Source organism: Sulfitobacter sp. L-8, from assembly GCF_056859255.1.
In genome coordinates this window covers 1-26734 of the sequence record NZ_JBSXOD010000037.1, presented here as the reverse complement: position 1 = coordinate 26734, position 26734 = coordinate 1, and the positions used below count along the sequence as shown (strand labels likewise).

19 protein-coding genes and 4 pseudogenes are annotated in these 26734 nt (G+C 56.2%); 8 read left to right on the top strand and 15 right to left on the bottom strand.

Going from position 1 to position 26734, the window contains the following annotated elements:
* Positions 1-26: 26 nt before the first annotated feature.
* The 9 genes and pseudogenes from AC13DE_RS05080 to AC13DE_RS05040 all read right to left on the bottom strand — a co-directional run bounded on the left by AC13DE_RS05080 (position 27) and on the right by AC13DE_RS05040 (position 12836).
* Positions 27-1013, bottom strand: coding sequence for a GAF domain-containing protein (locus tag AC13DE_RS05080; protein ID WP_483047242.1), 987 nt, complete (start codon positions 1011-1013; stop codon positions 27-29).
* 133 nt (positions 1014-1146) lie between these two features.
* Complete coding sequence (locus AC13DE_RS05075) at positions 1147-3531, bottom strand: calcium-binding protein (RefSeq protein ID WP_483047330.1); 2385 nt, start codon at positions 3529-3531, stop codon at positions 1147-1149.
* A 913-nt stretch (positions 3532-4444) separates the two neighbouring features.
* Positions 4445-4534: pseudogene (locus AC13DE_RS05070) on the bottom strand (hypothetical protein); the annotation flags it as partial.
* 91 nt (positions 4535-4625) lie between these two features.
* Positions 4626-4952 carry an LEPR-XLL domain-containing protein gene (locus AC13DE_RS05065; protein WP_483047241.1) on the bottom strand — a complete coding sequence of 109 codons (327 nt, stop codon included), beginning with the start codon at positions 4950-4952 and terminating at the stop codon, positions 4626-4628.
* 690 nt (positions 4953-5642) lie between these two features.
* On the bottom strand, positions 5643-6737 hold the full coding sequence (gene repC, locus AC13DE_RS05060; RefSeq protein WP_483047240.1) for a plasmid replication protein RepC: 1095 nt from the start codon (positions 6735-6737) through the stop codon (positions 5643-5645).
* 228 nt (positions 6738-6965) lie between these two features.
* Entirely contained in the window at positions 6966-7943 is a 978-nt protein-coding gene (repB, locus tag AC13DE_RS05055) for a plasmid partitioning protein RepB (RefSeq protein WP_483047239.1), read from the bottom strand.
* Positions 7943-9133, bottom strand: coding sequence for a plasmid partitioning protein RepA (gene repA / locus AC13DE_RS05050; protein WP_446297742.1), 1191 nt, complete (start codon positions 9131-9133; stop codon positions 7943-7945). The genes repB and repA overlap by 1 nt, the downstream gene beginning before the upstream one ends.
* A 449-nt stretch (positions 9134-9582) precedes the next feature.
* Positions 9583-12111, bottom strand: coding sequence for an ATP-binding protein (locus AC13DE_RS05045; RefSeq protein WP_483047238.1), 2529 nt, complete (start codon positions 12109-12111; stop codon positions 9583-9585).
* Positions 12111-12836, bottom strand: a complete 726-nt coding sequence (locus tag AC13DE_RS05040; RefSeq protein ID WP_446296023.1) for a response regulator — start codon at positions 12834-12836, stop codon at positions 12111-12113. Before AC13DE_RS05040 ends, AC13DE_RS05045 begins: the two co-directional genes overlap by 1 nt.
* Before the next feature lie 254 nt (positions 12837-13090).
* Here AC13DE_RS05040 and phnD point away from each other — a divergent pair.
* The 5 genes and pseudogenes from phnD to AC13DE_RS05015 form a co-directional block, all read left to right on the top strand.
* Positions 13091-14048 (top strand): annotated as a pseudogene (phnD, locus tag AC13DE_RS05035) (phosphate/phosphite/phosphonate ABC transporter substrate-binding protein); the annotation flags it as partial.
* A gap of 192 nt (positions 14049-14240) precedes the next feature.
* Entirely contained in the window at positions 14241-14492 is a 252-nt protein-coding gene (locus tag AC13DE_RS05030; RefSeq protein WP_483047237.1) for an ATP-binding cassette domain-containing protein, read from the top strand.
* A 53-nt stretch (positions 14493-14545) separates the two neighbouring features.
* Positions 14546-14923: an ATP-binding cassette domain-containing protein gene (locus AC13DE_RS05025; RefSeq protein WP_483047236.1), complete on the top strand. Its 378-nt coding sequence runs from the start codon at positions 14546-14548 to the stop codon at positions 14921-14923.
* Positions 14920-15713 (top strand): annotated as a pseudogene (gene phnE / locus AC13DE_RS05020) (phosphonate ABC transporter, permease protein PhnE). The gene AC13DE_RS05025 and the pseudogene phnE overlap by 4 nt, the downstream one beginning before the upstream one ends.
* 230 nt (positions 15714-15943) lie before the next feature.
* The gene (locus tag AC13DE_RS05015) at positions 15944-16417 is read left to right on the top strand and encodes a copper chaperone PCu(A)C (RefSeq protein ID WP_446296779.1); all 474 of its coding nucleotides are present in this window, start codon (positions 15944-15946) and stop codon (positions 16415-16417) included.
* Between the two features lie 32 nt (positions 16418-16449).
* On the opposite strand, the gene AC13DE_RS05010 is transcribed toward AC13DE_RS05015, so the two are convergent.
* The 5 genes from AC13DE_RS05010 to AC13DE_RS04990 all read right to left on the bottom strand — a co-directional run bounded on the left by AC13DE_RS05010 (position 16450) and on the right by AC13DE_RS04990 (position 22080).
* Positions 16450-18126: an amidohydrolase gene (locus tag AC13DE_RS05010; RefSeq protein ID WP_483047235.1), complete on the bottom strand. Its 1677-nt coding sequence runs from the start codon at positions 18124-18126 to the stop codon at positions 16450-16452.
* Positions 18127-18231: 105 nt separating this feature from the next.
* On the bottom strand, positions 18232-19257 hold the full coding sequence (locus tag AC13DE_RS05005; protein ID WP_446296781.1) for an ABC transporter substrate-binding protein: 1026 nt from the start codon (positions 19255-19257) through the stop codon (positions 18232-18234).
* Positions 19258-19292: 35 nt separating this feature from the next.
* Positions 19293-20099, bottom strand: coding sequence for an ABC transporter permease (locus tag AC13DE_RS05000; protein WP_446296782.1), 807 nt, complete (start codon positions 20097-20099; stop codon positions 19293-19295).
* Positions 20092-21003, bottom strand: a complete 912-nt coding sequence (locus AC13DE_RS04995; protein WP_483047234.1) for an ABC transporter permease — start codon at positions 21001-21003, stop codon at positions 20092-20094. The genes AC13DE_RS05000 and AC13DE_RS04995 overlap by 8 nt, the downstream gene beginning before the upstream one ends.
* A gap of 3 nt (positions 21004-21006) precedes the next feature.
* Positions 21007-22080, bottom strand: coding sequence for an ABC transporter ATP-binding protein (locus AC13DE_RS04990; RefSeq protein WP_483047233.1), 1074 nt, complete (start codon positions 22078-22080; stop codon positions 21007-21009).
* A gap of 353 nt (positions 22081-22433) precedes the next feature.
* On the opposite strand from AC13DE_RS04990, the gene AC13DE_RS04985 reads away from it, so the two are divergent.
* Genes AC13DE_RS04985 through AC13DE_RS04975 form a run of 3 tightly spaced genes read left to right on the top strand, consistent with a single transcriptional unit; the run spans position 22434 to position 25847 of the window.
* Positions 22434-23966, top strand: a complete 1533-nt coding sequence (locus AC13DE_RS04985) for an ATPase domain-containing protein (RefSeq protein WP_483047232.1) — start codon at positions 22434-22436, stop codon at positions 23964-23966.
* 53 nt (positions 23967-24019) lie between these two features.
* Positions 24020-25423, top strand: a complete 1404-nt coding sequence (locus AC13DE_RS04980) for a sensor histidine kinase (RefSeq protein ID WP_483047231.1) — start codon at positions 24020-24022, stop codon at positions 25421-25423.
* Between the two features lie 40 nt (positions 25424-25463).
* Positions 25464-25847 carry a response regulator gene (locus tag AC13DE_RS04975; RefSeq protein ID WP_483047230.1) on the top strand — a complete coding sequence of 128 codons (384 nt, stop codon included), beginning with the start codon at positions 25464-25466 and terminating at the stop codon, positions 25845-25847.
* Between the two features lie 292 nt (positions 25848-26139).
* On the opposite strand, the pseudogene AC13DE_RS04970 reads toward AC13DE_RS04975, so the two are convergent.
* Positions 26140-26324: pseudogene (locus AC13DE_RS04970) on the bottom strand (IS30 family transposase); the annotation flags it as partial.
* Positions 26325-26734: the final 410 nt, after the last annotated feature.

The window sequence follows — 26734 nt, the reverse complement described above, 5'->3', positions numbered from 1 at the left end:
GCCTTGAAAAAGTTCTTGGTCGCCTCCTAGGTTTTGGTGGGCAACCAGCGATCTTCGCGCCGTTTGATATCCAATACCGGGCCAACCAACACCGCCGCTTGTTCGGCTATCTGCACGCCCCCTGCATCAAAACCTTCCTTGGTACTGCGCTGCAACAACATGGCACCAATGGTTTTTCCCTGCTCTGTCAGGGGGACGGTACACAGCCCGGTACCGCCCTCGTGATCCGCGAGCGCGGTGTGCGCACGCCGGACTCGGGCCGGTGACCCCTCAAGCGGCGGATGGGAAATGACGGCCTGCTGATCCACGGCTTCGTCCATCGCCGCTTCGATCAACCGCACCAATGTAGCGCGTTTGCCAAAGGTCGCCGAATTCGACAGGGCCCGCAGCCGCACGTGCCTGCCGCGCATCATGCCAATCGCGACCAGTTCGCACCCCAAAGCACCGGCAAGTTCGGTCGCCACTGCCGTGGCCGCTTCCGAAAAACGGGTGTAATGCAGGCTGGTCGCCAACAGTTCTATGACAGTGACAAGATTGTCGTTACCGCTAAGCCGCTGACGCCGCACCACGGCTTCGATCCAGCCAGAGGCCCATTGCAACTGGTCGACTACGCGCCGGAGATCGGTATCTGCGGAATTGTCAGCAAGCACCGCAAGGGCACCGCGCAACTGTCCGCCGATCATCATCGGAACTGCAATGGCGGCGTTTTCCTGACTGCCGGTTTCAACCAACATGCGCTTGCCTTTAAGGCATCCGTCAACCGCACGCATTAGCTCGGGGGCGGGGCTGGCACCGTCCGGCCACATCGCAACGGGTTCAAATTTCGCCTTGCCGGTGCCCGCCATCACGACCAGCCCCTGCTGAATACCCGATGTCTGTTTGGCGAACGCCGCTAACCATGCCGCAGCGACCTGCATCATGTCCGTGCCGTTGCGCAGTTTCTCCAGGGTATCCGCGTTCAGAAACGGGTCCTGCCCGGAGCCTTCTCCCGCCGCCGTGCTGTACTCACCCAAAGCGTCGTTCCTCGCACTAAAATTTATATCGAAAGATACTTAGCACAAACGCACAAGGAAATGGCCTGCCTATTTCCTCAGCGGGTAAAAAAACAAATAATAAGGGTATCTTAGTAGCACTTTGCTTTGGATTTCAAGGTGCTGAAATCGACAAGATGAAAGCAGCCATTGCAAAGCGCAACGAACTGGTGCCGGCCACGTCATACGTCAGGTCGATACGCGCGAAATCCTGGGCGAAAGTGGCCAGGAATTGCTCAGTCACCCATATGCGAAGAGCTTCGTCCAGATCGCCCCCGACATAGGTATTGGATTTCTTTGACCACTCGGAATAGTTGCCATGGCTGGCAAAGTCGCCCTGCGATGATCCGTAATCATCAAACACGTATTCGTCGCGGGATTTATGCTTGCCATACAAATCATCGTCGCCCTCGCCACCGACGACAATATTGTTATAGCCGGATGTTTTGATACGGTCATTGCCGCGCCCGCCAAATACGATGTCGGCCCCACCCTCGCTATAGATGACATCATCGCCGTCTTCGCCGCTGATCAGATCCTTACCTTGGGTACCGTAAAGCTTGTCATTCCCCGCGCCGCCCAGGATCACCTGGCTGGCGTAGCTGCGATAACGAAGGTCGCGTCCATCTTCGAACCGACCAGAGCCGCCGTTGATCCAGTCATCACCGGCCCCACCATCCAGGAAGTTGGATCCCGACACACCATAAATCTGGTCGTTCCCGTCGTTGCCGACGATGGCGTTGTTGCGGTCATTGCCTTTGATTGTGTCATCGAAGGCTGAGCCTGATACATCCTCGAAGCCGCCGGGCGCTGAAAGCATCAGCGATAGGTTGATGGTGTGGCGACCATGCTTGTCGTCATCGTGGCGGTCGTCGTCCTTGCCATGGTGGTGGCTGCCATTGATGATCTGGCGGCTGCCATCACGCAGATCAACATCAACCGATCCGATGAAATTGCTGAAATCGAGTGAATCTCCGGCATCGTTAAACAACCCTTCGGGCGTGGTGTCGTATTTCCCATAATCTTTGCGAGAGCGGTCATTTTCATTGACATCGCTTTCCACCAGGCGGTCTGCACCCAGGTCGCCGCCGGCGAATACATAGGTATCGTTACCCTTGCCGCCCCACGACCAATCGTCGCCCCGACCGCCTTCGATGACGTCGTCACCGCCGACAGTGACATCCGTCAACTGTAGGCCAACGATGGTAAAGGGGTCGATCTTGTCCAGCGACTTCTTGTGGTCGTCCTTCGCGTCGTTGTCACCCTTGAAGCGGTCAAGGCCGACAATGTTACCGCGAATGATGATGACATGCGCGTTATCTCCGACGATACGGTCATCGCCGTCCTGACCATTTATCGTATCGCTACCGTCACCGCCGATCAGGACATCACCGTCGTCACCGCCCAAGATTGTATCGTTCGCTGTGCCGGGGGCACCGGTGAGTGATCCAAATTCGAACACTGCATTGTCGAATACCCGCATAAAGCCCTGATCGCCCAAGACCAGATCGGTGTCGAGGTCACCCTGCCGCACGACGTTGTCCTTGTCAGCACCGCCGACAATCTGGATGCCTGCAAGGCTGGGCGTGTCGCGATCGTACAGGTACCATTTGCCGTTCTTGAGGTATCCGCCGGAATTTATGCGCAGCTCAAAGGCATCCCCACTGACATTGCGGAAAATCACCACATTGGCAGGAACCGTGGGGTTCAGCGGATCGTATTCGACGAACTCTCCGGTAAAGTTGGTGCCGCGTGGATCGTTCAGGCTGATGTCATCGCCGTTGATCGACACCAGACGGTATCCACCATTGCGCGCCGCATCACGATCTTCGGCATCGACGTAGAGATACACATCATAGCGGCCGTTCCCGTAAACGTTGGCCAGACCAGAGACGTCCACACCCAGCTCGCTCTTGGATTTTGCGTAGATATATCCGTTGTACAGACGACCATTCTGGGTGTCTGGGTTAATCTGGTCGTGCTCTTCAACATCTACCCTGCGTACTTTCTTGCCATCAAGGTCCTGACCAATTGTGATGCGAATACCGTCGGCGGTCAGCATCGTTTCCGCATACTTCTTGTAGTATTTGCTGTTGTAGTGGTTACCCCAACCATGGTTGTCAGGCAGGTTGCCTTGATCGACAAAGTTCACCCAGCTGCCCGCCGCCACGTATCCTGGCATCCCGTCGACCCAGCCTTCGTGAACAAGTGCGCCAAAGTTGATGCCACGTGCAATGACATCTGTACCCGACACCGCATCATCGACACCGTTATGTTCAAAGATATCGCCGGTGTTGATCATGTCGTTCCCCTGACCCCCGATCACCCGATCAGTACCGTTACCGGTAAAGATCACGTCATCGTAGTTCGGAGCAGCGGACCCGTTGCGGCTGATGATCTCGCGCAGTTCCCCAAATTCGGCGAGCCCGACAGGCCCGGTGCGCAGGAAGGTCAACAAACCGCCGTCGCCCAAAACGGTATCGGCATCGAACCGGCCCATGTCGGCATCGCCGGCACTGTTGATCATGTCGCCACCGGCGCCGCCAAGAATGATATCATCGCCGCCGCCGGTCAGGATGACATCGTTCCCACCAATGCTGTCCGCAACTGTTTCAAAGGTATCAATCTTGTACGACCGGCCCACGATCTGAAGCCCAGAGACAACCGGATCGCCATAACGGAAGCCCGCAGGGACGGAAATTTCGATGGTGATTTCGCCACCCGACAGGCCGGTGGCGACAACATAGTTACCTAGCCCGGGTGCTGAAGCATTTTGCGATGAAACGCGGATGTACTCGCCGCCAAAGTTCACGCCGTACGGATCGCTGACGAAATAACTTTCGGACCCGATGGTCACCTGACGCACCGTACCGTAGCGGCGGCTGGTCTTGCCATCGTCGCCGTCTAGGTAAACATAGATATCGAAGCTCTCATAGAACCGATCCAGACCGCGCAGCGTCAGAACCAGTGTGTCTTCGTGCTCGGCGTATAGATACCCTTCGAACAAACGTTGGTCTGGCGTGTTTGGATAGCGGATATCGCTATGGCTATCGCCTTTTGCGTCACGTACCCGGCCTTTGTCGTCACGCACGATCCAGCTTAGGGTCACGCCCGGCAGGATCGCACCGCTGTCATCGCGTACGAATTCGGCCTCGTCGTCGCCAAAGACGCGCTGGTCATCGTCCAGTTCGATCCAGCCGCCAGAGCGCGGTGCAGGCTTGTCGGACGCCGAGACACCTGCGCCCGCCGCACCATCAACGATGGTGTCGTCGTGACCATGATCTTTACCAAAGTTAAAGCTGACGATGCCGTATTGCTGACCTGTCGGGTCAGCGTCCGAAACGCCCTGGAAGATACCGGTTTCATTCAGGGTAATCTTGGCGTTGTCGCCGGCCGCCGAATTTCGCCTTCTATCTGTAAAACGTAGCCGAGCTGATCCCGTGCTCCCGGGAAACCTCTGCCGTCGCCCCGACACTCTCCTGCGGCTTCAGGATCGCGATGATCCGCTCTTTGCTGAACCGTGACCTTTCATTCCGTCCGTCTCCTTTATTGGAACGGACTCTACCTCAAACCGGAGGGGAAACAGGTCTCAGGTCACTCGGGTTCGACGGCGATCGCGACCTCGATATCAGCGGCTTTCGCGTCTTGGGTGGCGACCGCATCAATGACTTCTACGATTGCCGCGACATTCGCAAGTGGGTCGTCCCATCCGGCCTTATCCGCGACCCGCGCCATCTCTCCCAGCACCGGATCGGCGGACAACAGTATCCTAGGTTCCAGGGCTTCAACTCGGAATGATTCGAGCCTGTTGAGGCTGTCGTGGGACGAATCACGTATAATTCCCTGCGAATGGAATCGAGTCGAATCAGTGCGAGCACTGTCCCTTCCCAAAATCCGTTTCAGCAGCGAATACGCGAGCATTTCGTTATCCCAAAGGAATCAATGCAGCCATAAAACTCGGAACAAGGGGGGAGACCGAAGGGCAGATCAACGGTCGAAATCGTAAATTAAGCGGGCATAATATTCCGCAATATGCAGGAACTTGTACAACAATCATAGCAATTTTTTAAAATTCGCTGTCGGTGACAGATGCTTACCTGTTGGACGGCGCGCTTTGTCTACAGCGTGTCGCAGTGGATATAGGGCGGTCATGTGTCAAAATCGGCCACCTTCTGATGTAGGAGCGTAACTTCCAGATCTGACCGATTGCCGTTTTGTGTCGCCGTCCGTCTCTAGAGCGACAGGCGAATTTCTATGGCGATGATTCGGACGTCAATACGGCTCGACGCCAAGGTATGAATAACGACGCGAGCCGGCGCTGCAGTCCGATAACGACTCAGATGGCCGCAGAAATTTGGTAGTTTCACGTTACCACCAAATATTCAATCTAAGCATTTGAAAATAAAGGAATAACACATGGATTCTCTGCAAATCGGTGCTGAAATGCTTTCGGCCCCCCTGCCCTTCGGTCTTTGCTAGTACGTTTCGTGCTTGGGCCGCGTAAATTGCCTCTGACTGGCTGACGGCACACATCGCAACTCGTCCAAAGGTGGTTTATCACGGCAGCCTGATGCGTACCGGCTTGGAAATTGTCCGCGGACAATTCGTGGCTCAGGCGGCTTGACGTTGGGCTGCTGCAAGTCGCCGGATCAGCTTTTCAGGGCTGAACTCTGCACTTTTTGATCCGGTCGTGATTGCACGAAAATAAGCACCCACTGCTTTGATCTTTTCGTGGAACTGCATGATCGCCCAGACCGTCGCCGCAGCTCTTATGGGCCCAAGACGTTGATGCGCGGCATCGTAACTGTTGAGGCTTATACCCATCATTGGGGCAAGGGTTCTGGCATGGGCAATTACGTCATGGGGGGTCTCGATCCTTTTCAGTGAAAGAACGGCGGCTTGTGGGCAAGTAGTTAGCAGTTCGGCGATGGTGATTGGTGCATCGGCTACAGGAACTGTCGTTTCGTTTTTTTGCGGACGCTTCTCTTTATCAATATGTTCTATAGTTGACTTATGATGGTGTCGGACAAAATGGCCGTCTGTGTCGGTCATAGTTGTCGGTTCGACAGATCCTTGGTCGCCGATGGCCTCTGCCTGCACGGTGCACACTTCAAGCTCGGCCAGAATCTGTTCACAGTCTTGCACCGTCAGTTTGCGACGAAGTGTGCGCAGGACGGTAAAGGCGGTGCCGTCATCTGGGTTATCCAAGAGACGGGCATTAGCGACTGCACGGATTTTCGTCCGTAGGTATCCGATCTGCTCTTTCTCTCGCATCACTTCTGCTGCCAGCGCTGCAATCTCGTGAAGTCGGTCGAACACTGGTGAAAGGTCAAAACCAAACCGAAGAGCTTTGCCTCCGTCGCCGCTGTGCCTGGTGAAACGCTTTCGGTTGGGACTGTCATGTCTGACCAATAGGCCGACCTCTTGCAAGGTAGCTGCGTGCCGCCGGATCGTTCTGTCTGAAATACCGTTACGCCGAAACGACAGGGTGACGTTGGATGCAAACACCGTGTGGTGATTGCGTTCGGGAGCAAGACAAGAAAGCATCGCCTCCAGGGTGGAGATTACCGACGCGGTCAAGCCAAGCCGTGGTGCCGCCGTTCGAATCGTTGCCACAACGATATGTCGCTCAGGAATGGAATTGTCCGCGGACAATTCTCTATTGGTCCGCAACCCAGTGGGTGCAGTTGCTTGGGTAAATGCCATGTTTTATTCACGACAACCTGATGGGAAAGGCACCGATACCTCTGAATACCAGAAAAAAGGCCGCAAATATCCAGCAACCGAATCGGTTGTTGTTGACTAGCGCGGAGAAACTGATAAATCTGAAAGTGCAAAGAACAGATTGGGCTCTCCGGGGAATACCTTGGGGGGCTCTTTCTTTTTTGGGTTGTTGGTCGTGCTCCTTTTTTTGTGTTGCTGCTCGGTTGGTGTTCAGTCGGGCTTTTGCTCCGACCGCCACGCCTCATAGAGGCGCGTAAGCTCGGCTTCTGCGTTATCATGCATCCACTGAGCAAATTCCGGGGTATCCGACTTGGACAGCTTAAGTGTCAAAGCTCGAGGAGTTTCCTTTATCTCGGCCAAGGCTGTTCCATCCTCAAGTTTGATCATGAGGGCAGGGGCCCGCGCTGGCTTGTCTGTGGCCCTTGGCGCTTGCGCGCGTGTCACCGCATCGCTGATCATCCCAAATCGGTCGTCAGAGCTTTTGGCACCATCAAGCTTGAGGGCAGCCGCGATCTGTTCAAGATTGATGTCGCCGCTGCGTGATTGGTCGGCAAGATCTTCCCAACGCCGCCGCCCAATACCGTGAGCGGAACCGATTTGTTCAATCACGGATTGGGGAATCGACCGCGCGACTTTGGTCATCCGCGATAGCATCGGTTTGTCGACGGCCAGAGCATCCAGAATGATCGACTGTTCATAGCCGCTCGCGGCAAGCTCGGCCGCGAACAAGGCTTTCTCGATAAAGCTGGGGTCCAATCGCTGGGTGTTCTCTTGTCCCTGGGCAAGAATTGCCTCTTGGTCAGAGAGCGACCGGACAAGCGCCTTTGCGGGAATGCCAAGCGACCGCAAGGCCCGCAATCTGCGGCGCCCATAGACAATCTTGTAATGACCGGGTTTATCCGCGATCGGGCGCACCATAATCGGCACTTGTTGGCCATGGGCTTTAATGCTTTCAGCCAGCGCCGTTACATCGGCATCTGAAAAAGTGAGCCGATCCTTGGGGCCCTTCTCTTCGATGACATCAACAGAGATTTCCCTTACTGCATTGCTGGCAACATCCTTCAAGGTGGATTTCACCCCGCTCATCGCGCCGGTATTAGGGAACCGCGACTTTTGCTCTATTGGTTCCGCGACTGTGGTGTCGGCGCCGGGCAGGGGAGGGGGCTGGAACAGATTTCTACGGGCCATCAGTCAGTTTCCCTTCCCCATGCATGTTGGATTGTCTTCTCAAACTCGTCGGCGACGCCGTTCACGCTCTCTAGGATTCGTCCCAGCGTTTTCTTCACGACTTGCGACGGGTCGAGTTCATATATGGTTTGCTGTGTCATCCCAGCATCCGAAATAGCCGTGGACTTGAGCATCGGAGTGGTCAAAACTTGGTCAAGTAGAATGGACCGTAGGAAACCCGCCATTTGGGACTGGGGGACGTCTGTCGGTTCATAACGGGCAATCAGGAACTTGAGGAAATTCCAGTCGATAGGACCAGCGGCATCTTCAAGCGTCTGGACAGTTTCTCCTGCCATTTCGAGGAATTGCGCCATTGAGGCGACATCCAACATGCTTGGAACCACCGTGATCAGCAGACCGGTAGATGCCAGCAATGCCGTCATTGTTGTGAACCCAAGCTGAGGCGGGCAATCAATGATTACCAAATCATAGCTCGCTTCGATCTCGTCCAGTGCGATAGCAAGGCGCTGTGTAAAGGGCGGGTCAATCTTGTGCTGAAGCGCATAGGCGGTTTCGGTCTCGTACTCCGACAACAGCAGCCCCGCGGGAGCAAGGTCAAGATTGTGAAAATAGGTCTTTCTGATGACCTGGCTCAACGGAACCGGGTCTTCATATTTAAGCGCATCGTAAATCGTGCCGCTTTGGGCAAATTCGATTTCAGGGCGGTATCCGAACATCGTGGTCAGGCTGGCCTGCGGGTCCATATCGATGGCAAGGACCCGATAGCCACGCAAGGCATAGCGTTGGGCCAGGTGGATCGCGCTGGTGGTTTTGCTAGACCCGCCTTTGAAATTGACGATGGAAATAACCTGAAGCGCGTCGTTTTCTCGACGTCCGGGAAGATAGGTATCTCCGTTTCGGCCTGTTTTCGCCATCACGTGGCGTATCTGGTCGATCTCTTGCGCAGTATAAAGACGGCGGCCTCGGGAATCGGTTTCGACATCCGGGAAATCCCCTTCTTGATGACGCGTCCTGAGATTGGACATGCTGATTCCGGTAAGCTCCGATACTTCAGCAGGATGAAACTTGCGCAGCGCTTTTCTACTGTCGGGCTGGAAGCTATTGCGCATATGATTGTTAAGCGCTTCCGACAGGCGGGCAGCGTTCGACGCAATTGATGCGGCAATGGAATTAGATTCTGTAGTTTTCATGCCCGAATTCATTCTGCTCTTGCGACCTCTTGGTGGGCCGTCTTTGTTTCGTCGCTAAACCGCGTGATTTGCGTCAGCTTGCGATAATTGAACTCATGGCACGCAAGTTATCCCCAAGCAACAATTTTTTGTGTTCTGCACGCTTGCGCAAATATCCAACACCTAATGCGCAGCCCGAACATTAAACCATAACACACTGATAAAATTGACTTTATCATAAGTTTGTCGCTCTATCACACGACATTGCGACGTCAACTGGAACATCCACATCCATTTGTCACTAGATAGGAATGCGAATCGCAGGATTATCCAGACACTGTTGCTAGGTTTCGGCTCAATCGCTGGCAGATCGACAATGATGATCCGACTTTGGCACGGTTCAAACGTTTCCCGGGCGAGGCGGGTACAATCGGGTTGCGGCATGAAAGGCCAATGGGGCAGGGCGCCAATCAAGCCTCGGCCCCGTCTGAAATCGGTTCCGCGACCCGAAACGAAAACCTTCTCAATACCTGCGCCAGCTCTGGGATGCTGATGGGTTTTTCCAGCTGCGCAAAACGTCCCGTGTCCCCGGGATTGATACGTTCGGTGGCTGGCAAATGCGTGGACATCGCGATCGCCCGCGTTTTCGGCCCGCCGTCCAGCGCAAGACGGATAAGATCCCAGCCGCTGTGTTGTGCGTCCAATTTCAAATCACTGACCACCAGGTCGGGCGACGGTTGCCCGACAAGACGGGCGCGCCCACCGGCATAGTCCGCAACGGTCGTCACCGTGAAGCCGAAGGCGGTCAATACGCCAGCGACGGCGGCCAACGCCTTTGGGTCATCGTCTATCACCAAGGCCTCGCCGGCATGGCGGGTAGCCGGAACGCTCGCTGGCTGTTCGATAGGAGGGAACAGCAGGGTCACGGTGGTACCAGCGCCTGGAGTAGAGGTTATGCTAAGGCTCCCACCGGATTGGTGCACAAACCCATCGACCATGGATAGTCCCAACCCCGTACCGCCACCCCCCCGACGCGCTGTAAAGAACGGCTCGGTTGCAAACCGCAGAGCTTCGGCCGTCATCCCCTCACCGTCATCTGACACGACCAGCGCAATTTGCCCATCGGCAGCTTCAGAGACGGAAATGGTGATATGGCCGGTGCGGTTAATTGCCTGCCCCGCGTTGATGCAAAGGTTTAGAATAGCGCTTTCCAGCTGACCAGGGTCGATCATCGCCCAGATCGCATCCTGTGGGGTGACCACGGTCAATGCCGCAGTATCGGGCAAGGCGATCTCCAACAGGTCGTGCATGGCGTTCAGCAGATCGACGATATCGGTCCGCTGCGGTTCAAGGTGTTGCTTGCGCGCAAAGGCAAGCAGCCGTTCGGTCAGGGTCACTCCCAGATCCACGGCGTCTTCGATCCGCGTGCGCAACTTTTTGGCGGAATCCGGCTCTGCACTTTCCAGCAGGTGTAGGTTCCCCGATATCGTGGAAAGTATGTTGCCAAAGTCATGAGCGACTTCACCGGTGACCTTGCCCAGCGTTTCGACCCGTTGAATTTCGGCCAGCCGCGCATCGACAAGCCGCCGTTCCGTCACCTCTGAGAACAACCAAACCGCGCCCCCGTCGGGAAAAGGCGAGCGTCGCAGTTCAATGACATGACCCGCAGCGCTTTCGTATTCGCTATAGCCCGCCACGGTCACGGCGGTGTTTCGCAGAACAAAGGACGATCGTGCCAGAAGGTGCTCGACAGTCTCGGGTGTTTCGGCACCATAGGGCAGGCGCAAAAGATCGTGGGTGCGCGGATTGCGCGCCAGGATCCGGCCTGACGCGGCGGTGATTACTACACCGTCGGTGATATTTTCAAACACCCTTGAAAACAATGTGTTCTGTCGCCGGATCAGCCGTGAATTACGGTCCAGTCGCAGAGCGTTGGCGCGAAAAATGCGAAAAGCTGAAAACAGCTGGCCGATTTCGTCGTCGCTTTCGAGCCGGCGTTCCAGTCGCGTGGCCCGATCTCCCGCAGCCAGCCGTCTCATCGCTTGCGCGATGCGGTGCAGGTTCATGACCACATAGCGCGATACAAACAGCGCGGTCGCTACGGCCACAACCAGACTGACCGCCATCAGCGCCAGCATCACCCATTGCGCCACCGCCAGCCGCCCCCGGGTTTCGACCTGCGAGACCTGCAATCGCTGACGTGCAGCGGTGACGCTCCGTGCGGCAAGTTGATTTATGCGTTCGGCCTCTGTACGGACGCGGAACAGCGCGTTTTCGGCATCCAGCGACATAGCCAGCTTGCGGTACACCAGATTGAACAGTGTATCGTCACGGGTGATGGTGCGATCGATTTCGTGCACATTGTCGGCAATCTGGGGCGTCGCGACGGCCAGTATATCCGCCCGGATTTTTCGATAGCGTTGCCGGAATTCCCCGATCGAGATCAGTGTGGTGGTGCGCGCGGTCCCCACTGCCTCCATGGCAAGCTGCTGGAGCGCTGACCATGCCTGCCACTGATAGGACGTGGCGGTGCGCGTCGAGGTCCATTGCCGGTACCGACGCGATAAAAGTTCGAGTGCTGCGTCTATATCATCTATTTTGCGGCTGATGCGGTTTTGCTGCGGAATGATGCTTACCAGATCATCTACGGCTGCACGCATACGCGCCACCGATCGCCCCAGTTCGGCATCATCCTGCGAAAAACTCTCAAGCCGTGCGATCGCTGCGTAAATCTCGTCAGTTTCGGAGGTTATGCCAAACGGCGGGTTCAGGGACAGCAAAAATGGCGCGGATTTTAACAAGGTGGCAACGTTCTGCGACAGTTCCAGCGCGCGCGATACTTCGGCCAGCGACACGCTGTGAAGCAGCTCAATCTGCCGGTCGGCACGCGACAGTGTCGTGAACGCGATGACACCGATAGCCATGGCCACAACTGACAGCAGACCGATCGCACAAAACAATCGCGTGCGGATGCTCAACCCAGAGAGGCTCCGGGCCATCAAGCGCCGGGCCCGGTCAGCACAAAGATATAGCCCTGCGATCTGCGGGTTTGCAGATGCACTGGCTTTGACGGGATCGGTTCTATCTTGCGGCGCAGGCGCAAAATCAGCACGTCGATGGTGCGGTCCAGGTAACGCTCTGTGTCACTGCCCAATTCATCAAGCAATTCGGGGCGCGGGATGACCCGGCCGGGGTTGCGCACAAAATACTCCAGCAATCGGTACTCGGCGTTGGTCAGCGGGATTTCGTTACCGTCTGCATCCTGCAACTCGCGCTTTTGCAAATCCACCCGTTTGCTGCCAAATCCGATTTCACTGCCGGTGGGGGCGGATGTCGTTGTCCAGTGACCATAACGACGCATCACCGCGCGGATACGGGCCACGAGTTCGCGCGGGTTGAACGGTTTGATCAGATAATCATCAGCGCCTGTCTCCAGTCCAATGATCTTGTCGATCTCATCGCCTATGCCCGTCAACATAACGATGGGCAGGTTATATTTCTCTCGGATGTGAATCGCCAGCATCAGCCCGCTTTCTCCGCGCAGACGCAGATCAATAAGGGCAAGATCAATGGCCGGCGGGTCGCCAAGCGCATGAAACTCTGCACTGTCGGCACAGGGAACCGCACGATATCCGCTTTGCTCAAGCAGGGACGAAAGGGTCTGGCGGACCTGCGCATCGTCGTCAATGATGGCGATCACGGGCTGTGGTTTGGTGCGGATCATATCAAATCTATGTCATGACAATAACACGCTCGCCAAGCATCCAGGACGTCAGCACGACGAAAAAGGGGCCAAACGCCCCCGACCTGTAACACTGTTAACATTGCAGCGGCATTTGGTAACTCTGTTAGTCAGATGAACAGTAGCGTGTTCAGGGCATAGACGACTAGCATCTGCCCACGCCGAGACCATCAAAGACCAGCGGAGGGGCTGGTTTTGGTCTGCTGTTCGGCAGATGTATTTATGGGAGGAACAAAATGCATATCACGAAATCCCTGTGGGGCACTGCCCTTGCGCTGGTCCTGAGCGGCACCGCTGCGTTTGCCCAAGACGATTGTGCCGAACGCGGCGCACTTGATGTCATCTATTGCGACGCCAACGGCGATCTGGTCGCAGATGCGCCCACCGATCCGGCCAAGCTGAACGATCCGTCAACTTTGGTGTTTTCCTATACACCGGTAGAGGACCCGGCCGTATATGCCGATATCTGGGCACCGTTTATCGCGCATCTCGAAGATGTGACAGGCCGCGACGTGCAGTTCTTTGCCGTTCAGTCCAATTCGGCCGAGGTCGAGGCCATGCGTTCAGGCCGTCTGCACATCGCCGGTTTCTCGACTGGTCCTACACCCTTCGCGGTGAATCTGGCCGGTGCAGTTCCCTTCGCGATCATGGGGGGCGACGACGGGCAATTCGGCTACAAGCTGCAAGTGTTCACGCAAGAAGATTCCGACATCAAGCAAATGTCCGATCTCAAGGGCAAGCGCGTCGCGCTTACATCGCCTACGCCGAATTCCGGCAACCAGGCACCGCGCGCCTTGTTCCCCGGCATGGGCGTCACCCCTGACACCGATTATGAAGTGACGTATTCCGGTTCGCATGACAATCCATGCTGGGTGTGGACGCAGGCGATTATGACGCCGCTCCCGTCGCTTTCGAAGTGGTCGAACGCATGGCAGAGCGCGGGCTATACGACCCCGCAGACGTGCGGATGATATGGGAAAGTGATCCGTTTCCGACAACCTCGTTCACCGTCGCGCATGACCTTGAACCCAAGCTGGCCGAAAAGATCAAGCAAGCTTTTTCCGCTTCAAGTTCGAGGGCACGAAGTTGGGTGACGAGTTTCAGGGCGTGAGCAAATTCATCCCGATCACGTACAAGGATCAGTGGGCGGCTATTCGGGAAATTCAATCCAACAACGGCGTTGAATACACCCCCCCAAGGGCTGGCCACCAACTGAGGCGATATAAGATCGCGGGCCGTGTATTCGCAATTGGCCCGTGGTTCCTTGCACCCGTCCCTTAGCCCGCGAGAGGCCAAAATGCTGAAAATCGAAAAACTGGTAAAACGGTACAACGGGGGTGATCCTGTCCTCAAGAATCTTGATCTGGAAATCGGGGGCCAGAAATCGTGTCGATCATCGGGTCGACCGGTGCTGGCAAAAGTAAGCTGTTACGCTGCATCAACCGTCTTGTCGAACCCACCTTGGGGGTCGATTACACTGAATGGTACCGATCTGACCCAACTGAAAAGTCTGAGTTGCGCCTTGCCCGTCGTCGCATCGGTATGGTGTTTCAGGGCTTTAATCTGGTGGACCGTTTGACGGTCATGGAAAACGTCCAGTCCGCGCGGTTGGATATATTTCGACATGGACCGCTCTGACGCGCCGTTATCCCAAGGCCGACATTCGCCGCGCTTACGAGCTGATGGAGCGTGTGGGCATTGCACATTATGCGAATAAACGTGCTGACGAGCTGTCGGGCGGCGAACGCCAGCGCGTCGGCGTGGCGCGCGCGCTGATGCAGCAACCCGAGATACTGCTGGCTGACGAACCGACCGCCTCGCTGGACCCCAAGACGTCGGAACAGATCATGACCCTGCTGCGGGATTTTGCGAATGAACTTGAACTGCCGGTCATCATCAACATCCACAACGTCACCGAGGCCAGACAATACACCGACCGCATAGTCGGAATGCGTTATGGCCGGATCATCTTTGACGATGTTCCCGATGCGCTGAACGCTGACGCGATGGAGGAAATCTATGCAGGCGTGCCTGCAGCCGATCGTCGGGCACAGGAGGCCGCGGCATGACCGATTACCCCGACACATGGCGCAAGCCGCCGTTTATCCGCAACTCGGTACTTCGGCGTGGGTTATGGGTTGCGATATCGGCCTATGTGGTCTTTACGATGGCGACGCTGCCCATTGACTGGGACCGCCTCGCAGCTGGCATGGGCCGGGCGGCCAAGATTTTCGGCGGTGCCTTCCCCCCAGCTTTGCCCGCGCCGATCTGTTGATTGACGGGTTCATGGAAAGCCTCAAGATCGCGCTGCTGGCTACTGTCGCGGGGGTGGGGCTGTCGATCCCGATCGCGTTTTGTGCCGCACGCAACATCGCGCCGGTGCCGGTATATTACATGGGCCGTGCCGTCATCATCATCGCGCGCAGTTTTCACCCTGTTATTGTCGCCATTATCTTTGTGAAGGCTGTAGGCTTTGGCCCTTTCGCCGGTGTATTGACGCTGACGGTTTATTCTGTCGGCTTTGTCGCCAAGCTGCTGGCCGAACGGATCGAAGAAATCGACTTTGGTCAGGTCGAAGCGATGCGGGCCGCCGGAGCACCCTACCTCAGCACACTGATCTATGCGATAGCCCCGCAGATATTGGCGCGCCAGATCGGTCTGTCGATCTATCAACTGGACAGCAATCTGCGCGCCTCTGCGGTGCTTGGTCTGGTGGGGGCAGGGGGGATTGGGATCATTCTTCAAGGTGCGATCGACACGTTCAACTGGCCGGAAGTGTCGACCGTGCTGCTGACGATTCTGGCGTTTGTCATTCTGGGCGAAATCGTGTCGATGTATCTGCGCAAACGTATCCTGTAGTTTTGCGGCATATGCCGAGCTCTCAGTTCTCGCTACCTCGTAAATGCCTCGACGACTTCGCGACCTCACGCCATTTCGTGCTGGAAACGGCTCGCGGAGGCGGAAACTCGCTGTGTCTGTTCCTGCCTGCGGAATTGTTCTTGAACCTCTGGCGGGTGGAGATTGTAAGCACGTGACGCATGCGGCTTTCGGCGAGGCCCGCGAGAAATTGAAATGAAAGAGATACCAAGATGAGAAGGTGGTTTGCACTAGGTATAGTGATCCTGAACGTGGCGCTGTGGCCGGTGGTGGCCGTGTCTCAGCAAACGACAGGGGATCGCGACGTAGCGGTCGAAGCGGCGTGGGCCCGCGCCACGGCACCCGATAGCAAAACCGGGGCTGTCTATTTCACCCTGCGCAATACGGGACAATCCCGGATCGACCTGATCGGCGTGCGCGCCGACAGGGCGTCGATCGAGACTTTGCACAAGACAGTCAACGACCCGCAAGGGACCACCCGGATGAGCGCCACAGCCGAATTGCGGGTTGAACCGGGCCAGACCGTCGTGCTTGAACCTGGCAGCATACATGTGATGTTGCTGGATTTGGAAACGCCTCTGATCGAGGGAAAAGTCCTGCCGCTGCGGCTAAAGTTCTATGACGGTGACGATCTGACAGTCGACGTGCCGATTTTGGCACCCGACGCCGAGGGCCCGACCGGATGAAGCCTCAGACGTATCTGGCGCTCTGCGGGCGATCAGCCTGCCTCGTGCGTCACGCGCCCGCCGCAGATCGTGACCTTGGCAAACGCGTCGGTAATCCGCGCCGGTGGCAGCGTGGCAAGGTCGTGGCTCATGATGACCACGTCAGCCATCATCCCTTTGGCAAGCTTGCCCTTGCGGTCTTCGTTGAACTCTACCCATGCGTTGTCGCGGGTATAGCTGGAAAGAGTTTCCATCAGGGTTTGGGTTTGGTCGTGCCATTGCGGCCCAAGATCCAACGGCGCGATGGCTGCTTTGACATTTGTCATCACTTCTACCCCGATCACCGGCCAATCGGTCGAGAACACGACCTTGGCACCGCTGTCGCGTATTTCGCGCCACGGATAGGCTCCTTCGATCTGGTAATCGTGCAGGTACTTGCCGACCCCGCCGGGGGGGAAGATCCCGCCAAAAGGCGCGTGACCGGGTTGAATGGAGGCTACGATATCAAGTTCGGCAAGCCGCGGAATGTCGTCTGGGTGCATCACCTCAAGGTGTTCGATCCTGTGCCGGCTGTCGCGCGCCCCGTTAGCCTTGCGCGCAGCTTCGTAGCCATCGATCGTATGGCGGATGCCAGCATCCCCGATGGCGTGTACCGCGATCTGCATTCCCATCGCATCAATGCGTCGGCAGGCCTCGTTGAAATGATCCACCTCAAAGACCGGGTCGCCATAGTTGTCGTCAGTGCCCGGATACGGTGCCAACATGTGCGCGGTGCGACCTTCAACCACGCCATCAATGAACATCTTTACATGATTGCACCACACCATATCTCCGCTAAAATCGCGCCGCATCGTATCCGCCTGTTCCAGCCGATCAAGCGAGTCATAGCTCTTGAGATGAAAGGGCACTGCCGTGCGGCAAAGCAAGGTACCCTCGGCCTCCATCTCGCTTAATAGCTCAAGCTGATAGCGGTTGCCGTCCATGCAATGCAGCCCGGTAATGCCTTGCGCGGCACAGTGCTTCATGCCCCTGGCAATGGCCGCCTTATCCTTTTCGCGCTCTGCGCGGGTCGGTGCCGGTACCGGATCGGCCCCGGTGACCAGCCCGGCCATGTCGCGCCCTCCGTGGCGCGTCAGCTTGAGGATCGCCGCATAGGCCCCGGGCTCGCGCAGCTCTCCGGTGGCGCGCCCATCGTCGCCCATGACAATCTGGCTACCGGCATCGGTTTCGCCCCCGTGCAACAGACCGGCGAGCTCTAGCGCAGCGGTGTTGGCCCAAATGGTATGATGGTCGGGGGCGAACATCGCGAAGGGCCGGTCAGGGCATGCTTGGTCCAGGTCCTGCCGGGTCGGCGTACGTGTGTCGTCCAAGATCGCGTAGTCGGCCTGCACCGCAAAGACGATCCGGTCATCGGGATTGGCCGCAGCGAAAGGCGCGATTGCGGCCTTCAGCGCATCGCCCCCTTGAATGCCAAAAAGATCCAGACAAGTCAGTTCGACAGAGCCGCCGAACAGGTGGACATGACTGTCGATGAACCCCGGCATTACCGTTCCACCCTGGGCGTCTATGACATGCGTGTCGGGTCCGGCGAGGTCGCGCATCGCTGCGTTCGGTCCGACTGCTGTGATGACACCCTCCGCCATGGCCAGCGCGGTCGCGTCGTCGGGCGTGGCGTCATCAAAGGTTATCAGGGTGCCATTCAGAATGATGATTTCGGGGTATGAGGACATAGGCTTTCACCTGTGAATAGGTGCTGCGACGGCCGGTTGTCGCGCACGAGGCTGTCAGATCGGGGTGGGGTCGGGCGCGGCACCCGAAGGCACCGCGCAACGGGATCATTTTTGCAGTTCTGTCCAGATCTGCGTATAGATCTTGGAAACCTCTGGCGGGCAGGTTTCCGCGATATAGGCGGCGTCCTTCACCTCGGCCGGGACAACGATCTCGGGCGCGGATTTCATGTCTTCTGGCATGAATTCCTCGGACCCCGAAATGCCGTTTGCGTATCGGGCAAATTTCGACAGCATTGCAGCATTCTCGGGCACCATGATAAAGTCGAGAAACAGCTTGGCATTTTCGACGTTCTCCGCATCCGCAAGGATGGCCGCATTATCCATCCAGACCGGATAGCCGGTTTTTGGATAGCCAAAGGCGATGTCCTTGTTCTGTAACCGCGCCCGCATCGAAGCCCCATTCCAGTTAACGCCGGCGGCAAGATCGCCCTTGGCGTATTTCTCGATGTTGCCGTAATCCATCGACAGCCAGTTCTTTTTGGCGTTCACCAGCACATCCCGGACCTTTTTCAGAACGTCCTTGTCGCCCGTACAGGTTTTTCCACCGACGTAGTGAATTGCCATGCCCATCACGTCGTTCATTTCGGGTACGACGTTGATCTTGCCCTTGAGTTCCTCTGGCGGGTCGAAGACCAAAGCGGCGTCGTTGATATCCCCGCCATACACCGACGTATTCACTGTCACGCCGACGGTGCCCCATTGCCATGGCACCGAATACTTCCGGCCGGGGTCAAAGGCCACGTCCATCCATCGCGCGTCAATGTTGCCAAAGTTCTTGAACTCAGCCGGATCCAGCTCCATCAGCAGGCCCTCTCCGACGAAGATCGGGATATACGTCCCTGACGGCACAACGATGTCGTAACCGTGTCCGCCCGCCTTGATCTTTGCCAACGCTGTATCGTTGCTGTCGTAATCGGTGATGGTCACGTCGATGTCGTATTCTTTTTCGAATTTCTCGATCATCTCGGGGCTTGTGTAGTTTCCCCAGTTGTAGATGTTCAACGTGCCTTCGGCGAAGGCTGGTGCAGCGACGAAAGTTGCGGCGACCACGGCGGTAAATGTCTTTTTCATTCCAGTACTCCCTGTTTTCGTTGGTTGCGGTTTGGTTATTTGCGAATGCGGGTGACAAAGAAAAACGCGATGACCATGGTCACCGATAGGGCTAGCAACACGGTCGAAATCGCATTCACCTCGGGCGTCACCACCCGCCTTAGTTGGCCCAGCATATAGGTGGGCAACGTATCCTGACCCGCGGATTTGACAAACTCTGTGATGACCACATCGTCGAGACTGATGACGAAAGCCAGCATCGCGCCGGCCAGGATACCCGGCCAAAGCTGTGGCAATGTGATGCGGCGAAACACCTGAAAGGACGAAGCATAAAGATCGGCAGCGGCCTGTTCCAAGGTAAGGTCCATGCCTTGCAACCGGGCGCGTATCGGCAAATAGGCAAAGGGTATGCAGAACGCTGAATGCGCTAATATCAGATAGCCAAGCCCGGTATAGCCGGTCTGTACCTTGATCCCAGCAAAGAAGATCAACAGCGCCACGGCGGTCACGATCTCGGGGACCATCAGCGGTTGATTGATCGCGGCGAACACGGCGGAGTATCCCCGGAAACGGCGCACCCGTGTCGTGGCCAATGCGGCGAGTACAGCGACGCTTGTACTGATCAGCGCGGCCCAGAACGCGATGACCAAACTACGGATGGTCGCGTCTTGAACCTGGTCGTTCGCCCAGGCACTGCGATACCACTGCAACGAAAACCCTTCCCAGATCGCCACGGAACTTCCGGCGTTAAACGAGTAGACGACCAGCAGGATCACCGGCAGGTAAAGCGAGACAAAGCAGATCACGGCGATGGTGGAAAAGCCGTACTGCCGCTTGACGTCGAACCCGGTGTCGCTAGCCATGTCCCCCCCCTTCGCGGCCTGCAATGCGGACGTAGAACAGCAACGCCACCATCACGATCGCCAGCAGCGTGATCGACAAGGCAGCACCAAGCGGCCAGTTGCGCCCTTGACCGAACTGCAATTCGATCAGGTTGCCCAGCATCAGCTGCTTGCCGCCGCCCATCACACGGGGCGTGACATAGGCACCGAGCGAGGGCACGAACACAAGGATCGACCCCGCGATCAACCCCGGTTTGACCAAGGGCAGGATGATGCGGCGCAACACCGATACGCGACTTGCATAAAGGTCATAACCCGCTTCGATCAGGCTGAAATCCAGCCGTTCCATGCTGGCGTACAGCGGCAATACCATCAGCGGCAGGTAGACATAGAGCATGCCAATGATGATCGCTGTCTCGGTAAAGAGGATCTGTAACGGCGCGTCGATCACACCGATGGTCATGAGGAAGGTGTTCAAGGTGCCTTCGTTGCGGATCAATTCCATCACCGCGAACGTACGGATCAGCAGGTTGGTCCAGAACGGGATCATGATCAGCAGCATCCAGAAATCACGGTGATGCTTGGGCCGGGTGGCAATGAAATAGGCTGTGGGAAAGCCCAGGACGACGGCCCCCAGCGTTGTCAGTAGTGACAGTTTGACGGAACGCCAGAATATCGACAAATGTGCGTCGGCAAAGCTCAGGGTGTCGTCAAAGATGTCTCGTTGAAAAAAGACGTTGAACCACGCATCGGTCGAAAATTCCCATTTTACGCCACCGTAATCACCGGCGGTCAGAAACGAATATACCAGCGTAATCAGCAATGGCCCGCTTGCCGCAAAGATCAAGATCACCAGCGCCGGTGTCAACAAGAGCCAGCGGTTGCGGTTCTCACGACGTTCACGGATGCGGGCCAGGTTATTCATCGGTCAGTCCCTCAGAACCTGACCGACACCGGCTGGAAACGTGACGCCGATGCGGTCGCCTTGGGCCGCGACGCGGGCCATGTCCGTATTGTTTTGCACCCGCACGACGAACCGGATTCCATCGTCCAGATCCACATGGTAATGCGTATCGGTGCCGAAATAGACAAGATTGGAGAGCCGGCCCGTCATTAACCCGTCTGCTTCCGGCACAACGCGGGCATGTTCGGGGCGTACCGCAAGTGTAGTGACATCCCCACCGTTATGCGCGTTGTTGAGCCTTGCCGCGACACGGTTGCCCGAGCCAAGCTCGACCTGCGCTTCCGACCCTTGGGCCGTGACGATCTTGACCGGAAGAAAATTGGTGTCGCCGATAAAATCGGCCACGAAACGTTCTGCCGGATGGTCATATATTTCGCGCGGGGGTCCGATCTGGCGGATCGAACCTGCGTGCATCACCGCGATGCGGTCAGACATCGTCAGGGCCTCTTCCTGATCGTGGGTGACAAAGATAAAGGTGATGCCGGTTTCGGTTTGCAGCCGCTTCAGTTCTATCTGCATGCTCTTTCGCAGTTTGAAATCAAGCGCCGAAAGCGGTTCGTCCAGCAACAGCACCTTTGGTTTGGGTGCCAAGGCACGCGCAAGCGCGACCCGCTGCTGCTGACCTCCTGAAATCTGGCTCGTCTGCCGGTCAGCCATTCCTTCCATCTGGACCAGCGCCATCATTTCTTTGACTGTGTCGGTGATTTCTGTTTTCGGCTTGCCCAGCATTTCCAGCCCGAAGGCGATGTTCTGACGCACTGTCAGATGCGGAAACAGTGCATAGTTCTGAAACACCGTGTTGACCGGGCGTCGGTGCGGCGGCAGGGCCAACAGATTGTCGCCATCCATGGTCACCGTCCCCTCGGTCGGGTCGACAAATCCGGCAATCACCCGCAGCAAGGTTGTCTTGCCACACCCAGAGGGACCGAGAAGCGTGAAAAATTCATTTTGGGCGACGGATACGCTGACATTGTTCAGAGCCATGAACCGCGCTTTGCCCGCGCCATAGGCTTTGCTGACCTCGGAGATTTCAATCATTCGCCGTTCCGTTTCGCTAAAGCCACGTTAAACCGGAAAATTCTTTTGATCATATTTCAAGAGGCTAATCCAAACCCGCAGAGTCGCACAAGACGGGATTTGGACGCGATTGCGACTTCGCCTTAAACGGGTCTGTTGCGACAGCATGAATTGACTGCAGCTTTCCCTGCAGTGGGTTGGTTTTAAAAAGTATTTTCTACGCGGTTCGCCGAAAATGTAACCCTGCCCAGGTAATCGCCCTAGCGTTGACGGAACCGATATCAAGGAATTGAAGTGACCATTTTAATTGTGATATGTACTCGCCTGTACGAATAATCGGTCATTTAATGTGTAGTACCCATCGGGCGAATAGTTTGGAAAGCAGTGATATGCACGGTACCAGTAGAAGCGAGATTGATACGAGGCTCAAGACCGGCACAGCAGGTCTGGATATAGTTTTACACGGGGGGCTTACTCCTAACCGGCTCTACCTCGTCGAAGGGACCCCGGGATCGGGCAAAACCACACTGGCACTCAAGTTTCTGTTGGACGGCCGAGAGCAGGGTAAGCGAGGCCTCTATATCACCCTGTCCGAAACCGAAGAGGAACTGCGCGCGTCTTCCCGGTCGCATGGTTGGTCGCTTGAGGGGATAGATTTATGCGAGATGGTCGATGAGTACGAATTTGGTTCCGACCACGAGCAATCATTACTACACCCCAGTGAAGTCGAATTGGGCGAGACTGTTCGCCACGTTATTGAATTGGTCGAAGAAATCAATCCGGCTTGCGTGGTTCTGGACAGCCTCTCTGAGCTGAGATTGCTTGCGCAGAATTCCCTGAGATATCGGCGGCAGATTTTAGCGCTCAAGCATTTTTTCGCTCGGCGCAAATGTACCGTGCTTATGCTCGATGACCGCACCGCCGAACCCAGCGATATGCAGCTGCATTCGATTGCGCATGGGGTGATCTCTCTCGAGCAAGAAGCCAACGACTTTGGATCCGAACGGCGTCGGTTACGGGTGGTTAAGTTGCGCGGCGTCAAATACAGCGGCGGCTATCACGACTTTACGATCGAAAAGGGTGGTGTCCGCGTCTATCCCCGGCTCATCGCATCGGACCATCATCGCGAATTTTCAGCTGAACCGGTCACGACCGGGCTTGCCGGGTTGGATGGCTTGCTTGGCGACGGGCTTTTCCCGGGGACAAATACGCTTCTTTCCGGCCCCGCGGGTGTCGGTAAAACCACCACGGCGGTCCTGTGTATGCTGGCGGCGCTCAAACGGGGCGAGACCGCTGCGTACTTCTTGTTTGATGAGCGGTTGGCAACTCTGCTGACGCGCTCGAAGGCTCTGGACATGGACCTCCAGCCTTACATTGACAGCGGTCAGTTACAAATCCGCCAGATTGACCCTGCCGAGCTTTCACCCGGTCAGTTCGCGAGCGAGGTTCGCCAAGCCGTCGAACAGGACGGCGCGAGCGTCATCGTGATTGACAGCCTCAATGCTTATCTGCACGCGATGCCGAGCGATAATTTTCTCATCCTGCAAATGCACGAACTGTTAAGCTACCTTGCGCAGCAAGGGGTGGTGTCTCTGATGATCCTCGGGCAGCACGGTATTACAGGCGAACTGCGCTCGGATATCGACGTAAGCTATCTGGCCGACACGGTCATGATGCTTAGATTTTTTGAAGTAGGCGGTGTGGTTCGAAAATCCGTAGCAGTCATCAAAACGCGGACGTCCGATCACGAACGTACTGTGCGCGAGTTCACCATTAACAAAAACGGCGTCTCGATCGGCGACCCCATTCGCAGCTTTTCTGGAATACTGTCCGGTACCCCGGTGCTCACATCGTCGAACGAAACACTAATGCCGTTGGGAACTGGCGCAGGGGATTCATCAAAGTGAATGACCCACAGGCTGTTTTGCCACAAAAACAGAAATCTGCCCTAAATTTGACAATGTCAGTCGCCATCCTCGCGCCCCGGGGACGCGACGCTGAAGTCGCGCGCCAATTGTTGGATAAGGAAAATATAGCGAGCGTCGTGGCACCATCGATCGAAAAATTAACGCATTACGTCCAGAACCAGATCGGAGCAGTGCTGGTAGCCGAAGAGGCTTTGATTGGTACTGAAATCGAAGCCCTGCAGCATAGTCTGCAGATGCAGCCTCCCTGGTCCGATGTGCCTTTTATCGTATTGGCAAATGGCACGGCCAGCAGCCGTTCCGCCGCAGCCAAGTTGCGCATGGACGCTTTACGAAATGCCGTCCTGCTTTCGCGACCATTGCACGCCGAAGAACTTGTTCGGGCCATACGCTCCGCTTTAAATGCACGCACGCGCCAGTACGAAGCACGCGAACGCATGGTAAAGCTCGAATTTCGTGAGCAACAGCTGTACGAGAGCGAAGCAAAGTTTCATGCCATTGCAGACTCCGTTGACCAGATGATCTGGTCTACGTTGCCTGACGGATATCACGACTATTATAACCGCCGCTGGTACGAATTCACTGGCGTGCCCGACGGTTCAACCGACGGTGAAGCGTGGAATGGCATGTTTCATCCGGATGATCAGGAACGCGCGTGGAGCAAATGGCGCCACAGCCTTGCGACCGGTGATCCGTACGAAATTGAATATCGCCTCAAACACCGAAGCGGCGACTACAGGTGGGTGCTGGGACGTGCCCAACCCGTTCGCAGCTCAACAGGTGAAATCATTCGCTGGTATGGTAGCTGCACCGATATTCACAAGATCAAGATCGCCGAAGAGCAGCGTCAGCTGATGCTGGCGGAAATGAACCACAGGGTGAAAAACACGCTGGCCATGGTTCATGCAATCGTTTCTCAGACGCTGAGACAGGCAGACAGCCTGCAAGACGCCCAGGCTTCCATTCAGTCACGGATCGGTATGATGGCGCAGGCGCATGACCGGCTTATTCAATCGACCTGGACCGAGACAAAGATCGATGAAGTGGTCGAAGCCGCGTTGGTGCCGCATCGGTCGGGGCAGGGGCATTTCAAGCTCGAAGGGCCGGATCTGCCTATTGGCTCCAAACAGGCGCTGGCGTTGACCATGGCCTTGCACGAACTGGCAACCAACGCTGCCAAATACGGGGCCTTGTCCATCGAGGCAGGAAAAATTCACATCTATTGGGATATCATTGATCAAGGTGAAAACGCGGTCTTTGAATTTAACTGGGTCGAAAGTAATGGGCCCAAAGTCGAGCAACCTTCCCGCCGTGGGTTCGGCAGCAGAATGATCGAACAAGCACTTGCGGGATATTTTAACGGCTCGGCGGAACTTTCTTATAAGACGGAAGGTTTGAGTTTTGTCCTCAAGTCACTTTCAAAAGGTCTGACCGACTGAAAATGATTTGACGATATGAAGAGAAACAGAAAGGTCAGAAATGGCTAGCGAAGATAAAAGTAAACCCGCAGTCCTTATTGTCGAGGATGAACCCCTGATCCGCATGGAAGCCGTAGACATGATAATGGACGCCGGTTTCAAGACTTACGAGGCAGGGTCGGCCGATAGGGCCATCGCCATGATGGAGCTTCACGACGATATCGGTATCTTGTTCACCGACATTGATATGCCGGGGACAATGGACGGCCTTAAGCTGGCGGCGTATGTTCGGAACAGGTGGCCACCCGTGGCGATTATTATTGCATCCGGCGTCGTTGAACTCGAAAGAACGTCGCTCCCCGAGGGGTCTGCGTTCTTCCCCAAACCGTATGCCACCAGCCAAATTACCAAGACTCTACACGACATTGCGGTTCGCCTTCATTGAAGGTGTCCAAGACAGGCTGGCCACACCTCATCCCACATCTCCGCCCAAGATTGTGCATAGCAGACCAAAACTGAAAATCGCGCCGACGGTGACGTGATTTTCATACAAGGCGTTGCAACGGATCGTCTGTTCGCTACCAACCGGGGGACCGCTTTGGCAGTACAGATCGACTAGCGCCCTCAAACGGGCGCAAATGTGCACAATTTCCTGCCTGGTTAAAATCGGTTCGTTTCTGGCAAACCCGGGGAGCAATACCTGCGCCGCGGCTTTTGTCGAGCTCAGGGTAGGGGTATCATCGCATTTCCTCCAGTATCCTTTCGCGAACAACCTCGTCTGGCGTTTTCCATCCAAGGCACTTGCGTGGAGTGTTGTTGAGGCGATCGCAGATCACCTTCATATCGTTATCTGTGCATTGCCGGATGTCGCGTTTGCGGGCATCCACCATTGATGGCGTCGATTTGTGTTCTCTGAGCAGCCGATCCGAAGCAGCCCACCTATTTCTTCGGTAGGGCACCGCAGGCACAAAAATTGCGTCTGATCTCGCGGAGGATGGTCGTTTTGACCGCCGCAGAACGCGCGCTATCTCACGGATGGGACGCGTGCATGGTGCCAATCCTCGATCCTGCAGCGTTTTGTCAGGCTTAGCCGCGTGTAAACAGTTTCCTTGGCACAACATTCTCATTAGATATCCCGTTGGTTACTAATAGGGGTCGTACTTCAAGGGGGTGTACGCCTGACGGTGGCATTGTTGCAACCAAGTAGAAATGTCACCCGGTCTGCAAAGCAGAAGTGTCACCAAATGCGCTGAGGGGAGCAAAGCCTGACAGGGCGGAGACCTCAATTATCGCAGCCCTGGCTGGCTTTGCTGGCCGCGTTTCGCTTGCGGT